Source organism: Phytoactinopolyspora alkaliphila (genome assembly GCF_010550695.1).
In the GTDB taxonomy this organism is placed as follows: domain Bacteria; phylum Actinomycetota; class Actinomycetes; order Jiangellales; family Jiangellaceae; genus Phytoactinopolyspora; species Phytoactinopolyspora alkaliphila.
On sequence record NZ_JAAGOB010000032.1, the window covers coordinates 1 to 700 of the forward strand.

Here is a 700-nt window from a genome sequence, read left to right on the forward strand (position 1 = left end):
TTACCAGCTGGTGAATCCTCCGTCTACGACGAGGTTTGCTCCGGTGATGTAGGTGGCGTCGCGGGAGAGGAGGAAGCTGACGGGTCCGGCGATCTCGTCGACTGTGCCGAGGCGTTGCAGGGGTGTTTGCATGGCGAGTGCTTGTGCGACCTCTGGGGGCATCTTGTCGCCCAGCTGTGGTGGTCGTGGCGTGTCGGGGTTCGTGGTGGTGGGGGGATTCTGGTGGTCGTCGGGGCGGGGGACGTTGCCGGGGCTGATGGCGTTGACCGTGATGCCCCAGCGGCCGACGGCTGCGGCGAGGTCTCTGGTCATTTGGATCAGGGCGCCTTTGCTGGCGGCGTAGGCGGATTCGCGGACGGGGCCGCGGTCGCCGGGGGTGGTTTCCGGTGCGCGGTTGCCGAGGCCTTGGTTGTTCAGGCCGACGATGCCGTGCATGGAGGCGATGTTGACGATTCGTCCTTCGCCGTGGGGTCGCATGTGTTCGACAGCTCGTTGGGCGAGGAAGAACGCGGCTTCGAGGTTGGTTTCCAGGGTGTCGCGCCAGTCCTGGACTGTTTCGTCGAGCAGGGGGCGCATGCGGGCGATGCCGGCGTTGTTGACCAGCGCGAACAGTTGACCGTGTTCGGCTGCGGTGTCGATCAGCCGGTCCCGGTCCTGTGCAGAGCGGATGTCACACTCCACCACCACCGCCCGATCACCA

At 66.0% G+C, this 700-nt stretch carries 1 protein-coding gene; it reads right to left on the minus strand.

The window, feature by feature from the left end; translation table 11 throughout:
- The coding region (locus G1H11_RS24945; RefSeq protein ID WP_163821423.1) for an SDR family NAD(P)-dependent oxidoreductase at positions 1-700 on the minus strand (700 nt) is incomplete at its 5' end.